The organism is uncultured Bifidobacterium sp., from assembly GCF_945269915.1.
Classification (GTDB): Bacteria; Actinomycetota; Actinomycetes; order Actinomycetales; family Bifidobacteriaceae; genus Bombiscardovia; species Bombiscardovia indica.
Window position 1 is genome coordinate 37,113 of record NZ_CALYOY010000018.1, and the last position, 6,185, is coordinate 43,297.

The 6,185-nt window shown below is 61.7% G+C and carries 5 protein-coding genes; all 5 read right to left on the bottom strand.

The features are described from left to right. Positions 1 to 6: 6 nt before the first annotated feature. The 5 genes from Q0K62_RS04755 to Q0K62_RS04775 all read right to left on the bottom strand — a co-directional run bounded on the left by Q0K62_RS04755 (position 7) and on the right by Q0K62_RS04775 (position 5,692). Positions 7 to 420, bottom strand: coding sequence for an aspartate carbamoyltransferase regulatory subunit (locus tag Q0K62_RS04755; protein ID WP_297316835.1), 414 nt, complete (start codon positions 418 to 420; stop codon positions 7 to 9). Beyond that, the gene (gene pyrB, locus Q0K62_RS04760; protein WP_297316836.1) at positions 417 to 1,373 is read right to left on the bottom strand and encodes an aspartate carbamoyltransferase; all 957 of its coding nucleotides are present in this window, start codon (positions 1,371 to 1,373) and stop codon (positions 417 to 419) included. The genes Q0K62_RS04755 and pyrB overlap by 4 nt, the downstream gene beginning before the upstream one ends. A gap of 157 nt (positions 1,374 to 1,530) precedes the next feature. Then, positions 1,531 to 4,620, bottom strand: coding sequence for a bifunctional [glutamine synthetase] adenylyltransferase/[glutamine synthetase]-adenylyl-L-tyrosine phosphorylase (locus Q0K62_RS04765; protein WP_297316837.1), 3,090 nt, complete (start codon positions 4,618 to 4,620; stop codon positions 1,531 to 1,533). Between the two features lie 117 nt (positions 4,621 to 4,737). Further along, positions 4,738 to 5,028: a helix-turn-helix transcriptional regulator gene (locus Q0K62_RS04770; protein WP_366515886.1), complete on the bottom strand. Its 291-nt coding sequence runs from the start codon at positions 5,026 to 5,028 to the stop codon at positions 4,738 to 4,740. After that, on the bottom strand, positions 5,015 to 5,692 hold the full coding sequence (locus tag Q0K62_RS04775; protein ID WP_297316838.1) for a hypothetical protein: 678 nt from the start codon (positions 5,690 to 5,692) through the stop codon (positions 5,015 to 5,017). The genes Q0K62_RS04770 and Q0K62_RS04775 overlap by 14 nt, the downstream gene beginning before the upstream one ends. Between the last annotated feature and the right edge of the window lie 493 nt (positions 5,693 to 6,185).

Consider the following 6,185-nt stretch of genomic DNA (forward strand, 5'->3'; position numbering starts at 1 on the left):
CGGTCCTCAGAGTTCGGCTTTCTCGTCGCAGTAGTCGCAGCGGTAGACCCCGGAGTCATCCAGGTGGAAGCACTGGTCCGCCCCACGCTCCACGGAGGTGACACAGCGGGGATTGACGCAGGAGATGACGTTGACCAGGTGGACGGGCCTGTCGGGCTTGTGCTTGCTGACAATGTGGCCCTGGCGGACCATGTCGACCGTTGCCTGGGGGGCGATGAAACCCAGGGCCGTCAGGTCCAGGTCATCGCTCTCCTCGATCTTGATGATGTCCTTGCGGCCGTACTTGTGGCTGTCCGTGTTCATGATCAGGGCCAGACGGGTGCTGGTCGGATCCACGTGCAGATAATGCAGGACCTTCAGGGCCGTACCCGACTGGACATGATCGATGATGATGCCGTCGACGATGCTGGTGACCTTCATGCCTGCACCTCCTTCCTGACTTGGTAGCCGGGCAGTTCATCACCAAGGAGGGCGCTCTCCAGGGCCATTCTGACCAGCATCCCGTTGCGGACCTGTTCGAAGTAGGCGGCACGGGGGTCCTGGTCCACGCCGGCGGTGATTTCGTTGACCCTGGGCAGAGGGTGGAGGATGGCCATGTCCGGCCTGGCTGCCTTCAGCTTCTCCTCGTCGAGGATGTAGGTGTCGCGCAGGCGGAGGTAGTCATCTTCATTGAAGAAGCGCTCCTTCTGGACCCTGGTCATGTAGAGGATGTCCAGATCGCCGATGACCTCGCCCAGGTCGCTGGTCTCCCGGTAGGTGCAGGTCGGGGAGGCGTCGATGCGTTCCAGGATGTACTCCGGGGTCTTCAACTCGTCGGGGCTGATCAGGACGAAGTCGACCTGGCCCAGCCGGCACAGGGTGGAGATCAAGGAGTGGACGGTCCGCCCGAAGGTCAGGTCACCGCACATACCGATGGTCAGGTTGGTCAACCGGCCCTTCCTGGCGCGGATGGTGGCCAGGTCGGTCAGGGTCTGGGTGGGGTGCATGTGGCCGCCGTCGCCGGCGTTGATGACCGGGACCGAGGCGGCGCGGGAGGCCACCAGGGCCGCCCCCTCCTTGGGATGCCGCATGGCGACGATGTCGGCGTAGTTGGAGACGGTCTTCAGGGTGTCGCTGATGGACTCCCCCTTGGAGACACTGGCCAGCTGGGCCCCGGCGAACCCGATGACCTGGCCGCCAAGACGGAGCATGGCCGTCTCGAAGCTCAGACGGGTTCGGGTGCTGGGCTCGTAGAAGAGGGTGGCCAGGACCCGGCCGTCGCAGGTGTGGGCCACCTCACGCCGGTGGGAGTCGATATAGGCCGCCCTGTCCAGGAGGTCCTTGATCTGTGGCAGCGAGATGTCGTCAAGGGTGACGAGGCTGCGTCCCTGCAAGGACCTGGAGGAAACATGATTTGGGAAAACCGAATCCGTGGAGGGGACTTCCCCCGAATGACGATCAAACTGTTCAGACAACGGCTCACCTTCCTAAAAGGTGGCCACCTTGTGTGACCTGAACAATCATAATCCGCCCCTGGGACCATCAGACGGATCAATGTCCGTAGAAGAGACGCTCCATGACCTCCCGGCAGCGACGCATGGCGGCCAGGAGCTCATTGGCGAACCGCTGCCCGCGGTGGGCCGGATACCCCAGGTAGACGGCGATTCCTCCCAGGACATTGCCGTCATCCGGAAGGATGTCGGCCTGGGTGATCCTGCCCGACCAGAGGAAGTTGCCATTCCTGGCGGCCGTGCACAGGGTCCAGCTTTTCCTCAGGACCTCTGCGTCATCATGGCCGATCAGGTCGGCTTCCTCCAAGGCAATCAGGGCCGGCAGGGTGGAGGTGACCCTGAGTCCGGGGCAGTCATGGGCATGACGGAGTTGGAGAAGCTGGACCGTCCACTCCACATCGGATAGGCCCCCCTTGCCCAGTTTCAGGTGACGGTCACGTCGAACGCCCCGCGGCAGGCGCTCGGCCTCCATCCTGGCCTTGAGTTTGCGAATCTCCCCCACCTGGTCCTCGCTCAGGGGTTGATCGGGATAGCGCAGGGGATCGGCGATGGTTTCCAGGAATTCTTTGGCCAGGTCGGGGTCGCCGGCCGCAGGACGCGCCCGGATCAGTGCCTGGTGCTCCCAGGTGGATGACCAGGATTGGTAATACTCGCGGCAGGATTCCAGTGACCTCACCAGTGGTCCGTTCCTTCCCTCGGGGCGCAGGTCGAGGTCCAGGTCGATCCTGGGTTCCAGACTCAGGGAGCCCCCCAGAACCGAGCGAAGGTCGGTCACAACATCCTGGGCGAAGCCGCCGGCCGCCTGGTCTTCTGCTCCCGGAGCAGGCCGGTAGATCAGGATGGCATCGGCATCCGAGTTGAAGTTCACATCACGACCGCCGTAGCGCCCCATGGCGATGAGGGCCAGACTGGCCGGTGCCGTCTCCAGTGAGGATTCCTCGAGACGACGCTCCACGGCCCAGTCCAGGCTGGTCCCGATGGCCGCATCATAGACATCGGCCATGCCGGTCAGACACTGGGCCTGGTCGTTGACCTCACTCATCCAACCCAGGCCTATGCGTTCGATCTCTTGACGACGCATGGCCCTGATTGCCGAGGCGAAATCGCAGGCCTGGTCGGCGTGACGAACCCGGTAGGACCTGCACCGGCCATCAAGCGAGTCCAGACTTCTGGGTTTCAGGTCATCGTCCCGCCCCAACCAGGTGACGGACTGGACCGACTTGGCCAGGGCACCGGAAAGGTAGCGCGAATTCGACAGGACATGGCAGAGCCGTCTGGCGGCAGAGGTGGAGTCCCTGAGAAATCCCAGGTAGGTGCTCTTGCCCCCGAAGCGTTCCTCCAGGGTCCTCCAACCCAGAAGTCCCATATCAGGGTCCTGACCCTCCCCCAGCCAGTTCAGGACGGCCGGCATAAGGATCCTGTTGATCCGGGCAGACCGTGAAACGCCACTGGTGAGAGCCTCCACGTGACGTATCGCGGCATCGGGGTCGGCAAACCCGATGGAGACGAAGCGTTCCCGCGCCGCATCGGGTCGAAGGCTGACCTCGTCCTCATCCACCTGCGCGTTGATCGGAAGCATGGGACGGAAGTAGATGGCCTGATGGAGCTGACGAACCTGAATCCGTGTGGCTTCGTACCTGTCAAGCAACTGGTCGGCATGAAGACCAAAGGCACGGGCGAGCCGTCTCAGGTCGGGATTCCCCTCCAGCTCATTGAGCCCCGGGCGCTGGCGGTGTCTGGACGTCCCCTGGCCGATGTCGGGAAAAAGATGGGTGCGACGAAGTTGCCACATCTGCAGACGGTGCTCCATGACCCGCTCGAATCGGTAGTCCTCGTCAAGCGCCTCACCGTGCTTCTGGGAGATGTACCCACCTGCGGCAAGGGCGGCCAGAGCCTGAAGGGTCGATGGGGTCCGCAGGTTCCGGTCATTGGGACCGTGGACGAGCTGGAGCATCTGGACGGTGAACTCCACGTCTCGCAGACCACCCTGGCCCAGCTTGATCTCCCGATCCCTGAGTTTTTCAGGTATGTTCCGTTCCACTCTGGCCCGCATGGCCTGGCAATCATAGACGAAGTTCCTGCGTTGGGATGCCCCCCAGACGAACTGTTGGGCCATGTCGTGGTATGCGGATCCCAGCACGGCATCGCCGGCGACCGGTCGTGCCTTCAACAGTGCTTGGAACTCCCAGCTTTCTGCCCAGGACCGGTAGTAGTCGGCATGGGCCTCCAGACGACGCACCAGGGGCCCGTCCTTCCCCTCGGGCCGCAGGGCGGTATCAACCTTCCACAGAGGCGGTTCGGCGGATCCGGGAATGATGGATTGGCAGATCTTCTGCAGGAGGATGGCGATCTTGGTGCCGATGCCGATCAGGTCCTGATCGGCAGTCTCTCCGGATGGTTCAACTACGTAGATCAGGTCGACGTCGGACACGTAATTCAGCTCCCTGGCGCCCAGTTTGCCCATGCCGATGACGGAGAAACGGCAATGCTCCGACGATGGAACCTGCTTCCTGGCAATGGCCAGCGCCCCCTCCAGGGTGGCCTCGGCAAGATCCGACAGGGACAGGCTGATCTCCGGTTGCACGGTTTCTGGATCCGCGGCGGCCAGGTCGCGAGCCATGATCGCGACCAGCTGCATCCGATATTCGGCACGAAGGGCATCGACCTCTCCGGCCAGGGTCCCTTTCCCTGCCGGTTCGGCCCCTTCGGCATCCAGTGCCTTGGCGATCCTGTCTTTTCGGACCTGAAGAGGGCAGTCGCTCAGACGAAAGGGATCACAGGCCGCTGTCTCGACCAGGGCGGGGCGCGAGCGCATCAATCTTCCCATGGCCTCGGAAGCCCCCAGGACACGAACGAGTGACCTGATGGCAGGGCAGGTTGAATCGGACTGTCCTCGCAAAAAGTCCGGTGGTCCACCGCAGGAGCGTTGGTCAAGGATCATCATCAAGGAGGACAGGGCGACATCCGGATCGCAGACCGATTCCAGGGCATCGATCAGGGCATTTTTGATCCGTCCGTCCAGACCCAACCCGTCCAGGCGGATCAGATCGACCCTGGCCCGATCCAGATCCTGCAGACCCAGCCGGATCAAGTCCGATGTCTTGAGCTGCTGATGCCCATCTTCCGCCATGCCGCCTCCACCCGATATTCGTAAGGAGATCCCCGTGTCATTATAGGTGACAATCCAAACCGGTCGCCGGAGTCAAGGAGCCAGGCGGACGCTACGGCCTGCTCCTCGATGCATGTCCTACCTGATGCTCTCGTCTCCATGTTCCACCGGTCGGTATTCCAGGATATCCCCCGGCTGGCAGTGCAGTTCCCGACAAATACCGGCCAGGGTGGAGAAGCGAATGGCCGAGACCCGGTTGTTCTTGATCTTGGACAGGTTGACCGGAGTGATGCCCACCCTGGCGGCCAGCTCCTTTAAGGTCATCCGCCGCTCCGCTATGATCCTGTCCAGCCTCAGGACGATCCGACCCGATGGAATGTGTTCCGTGCACTGAGAGGGTCCGGCCTTCTCCTGTTCAGATGAGACCATCATCCTCCCTCTGCAGCGTGATTCCGTATGCAAGAATCCGAGCCAGGGCGTAGACGACGATAGCGGCCAAAACCAACAGCGCAACGACCGTAAAGTTGTCTTCCATCGTGATGTGAATCGGGCTTTCGTATCCGGCAAGGCCGGATTCCCGCATCGGCCCGTACCGATCGGCGGAGGCCCCTGTGGCCATATATTCGGCATTTGCTTCCATGAACCCTTCAGCAAATCCAATGGCCATGGGCACGCCTGAAAAAATCACGGCCAGAGCGACCAGACAGCGGCCCATGCCATGGAGGTGATGCAGGTTGGCCTGGTTGAAGGGGGTCACGGGTGTGTGCTCCTCATCATCGGATTGTGCATAGGTCGACATGGCGGCAAGGTCATGGAAGAACGATGCCAGCAGGACCAATATGATGGCGGCAAGAAGATAGGAGATTACCGCCTGGATCCGGATACCGGACCCGTTCGACCGTGTAACGTTCAGCCCTACGCTATAGACGTTGGGCAGGAGGGCATCGGTACACCCCAGCAACCTGAGGGGCAGATTGGACCAGGGAAGAACGGTCGTTCCCACAACGACAACAAGTGCCCCTGCCCAGTGCAGGTACTCCAGACCACGCGTCAGATTGTGCAGGAAACGATCCATCGGCTGCGGTTTGTACATGTCGGCCTCCTCGTCATCGAATATAGAAGCAACGCAATGTCAGTGACAGTATAACATATCGTTTATCGATATACGATCATTGGGATACGAGACATGCAGCGAGCGGTCTTCATCAATTCACGACACGAACCTACCCGAATCCGCGACATTTCGAACCCGGTGACCGTTCAAATGGATCAACGACCACGGCCCCCGCCCCCCTCCTCCCCGCGTTCAAACGGGCGTGGCATCCGTGCCGCACCCATCCATACCCGACGAAACGGGAAGACGGCTATGTGTGCCCTGGGATCCTCGCGAACGATTCAACAGGCGCTCCGGTCTCCGCCGGACCATTTCACCGCAGGACATACCGGGGACCGTCCACACCGCCGAACCACGGCTGGGGTCCACTGCGGCACCATCGTGGTGTTCCATAGGGGTATCATTCGATTGCTCCTGGACGAGGACCGTGATCCCCCAGCTCCATGAAGATGCCCGAACCGGTCATTCCCGT

Bases quoted from the DNA above. Each gene is read 5' to 3' on its own strand.
- Q0K62_RS04755 (WP_297316835.1), bottom strand. From the start codon at position 420: ATGAAGGTCACCAGCATCGTCGACGGCATCATCATCGATCATGTCCAG.
- Q0K62_RS04765 (WP_297316837.1), bottom strand. From the start codon at position 4,620: ATGGCGGAAGATGGGCATCAGCAGCTCAAGACATCGGACTTGATCCGG.
- Q0K62_RS04770 (WP_366515886.1), bottom strand. From the start codon at position 5,028: ATGGTCTCATCTGAACAGGAGAAGGCCGGACCCTCTCAGTGCACGGAA.
- Q0K62_RS04775 (WP_297316838.1), bottom strand. From the start codon at position 5,692: ATGTACAAACCGCAGCCGATGGATCGTTTCCTGCACAATCTGACGCGT.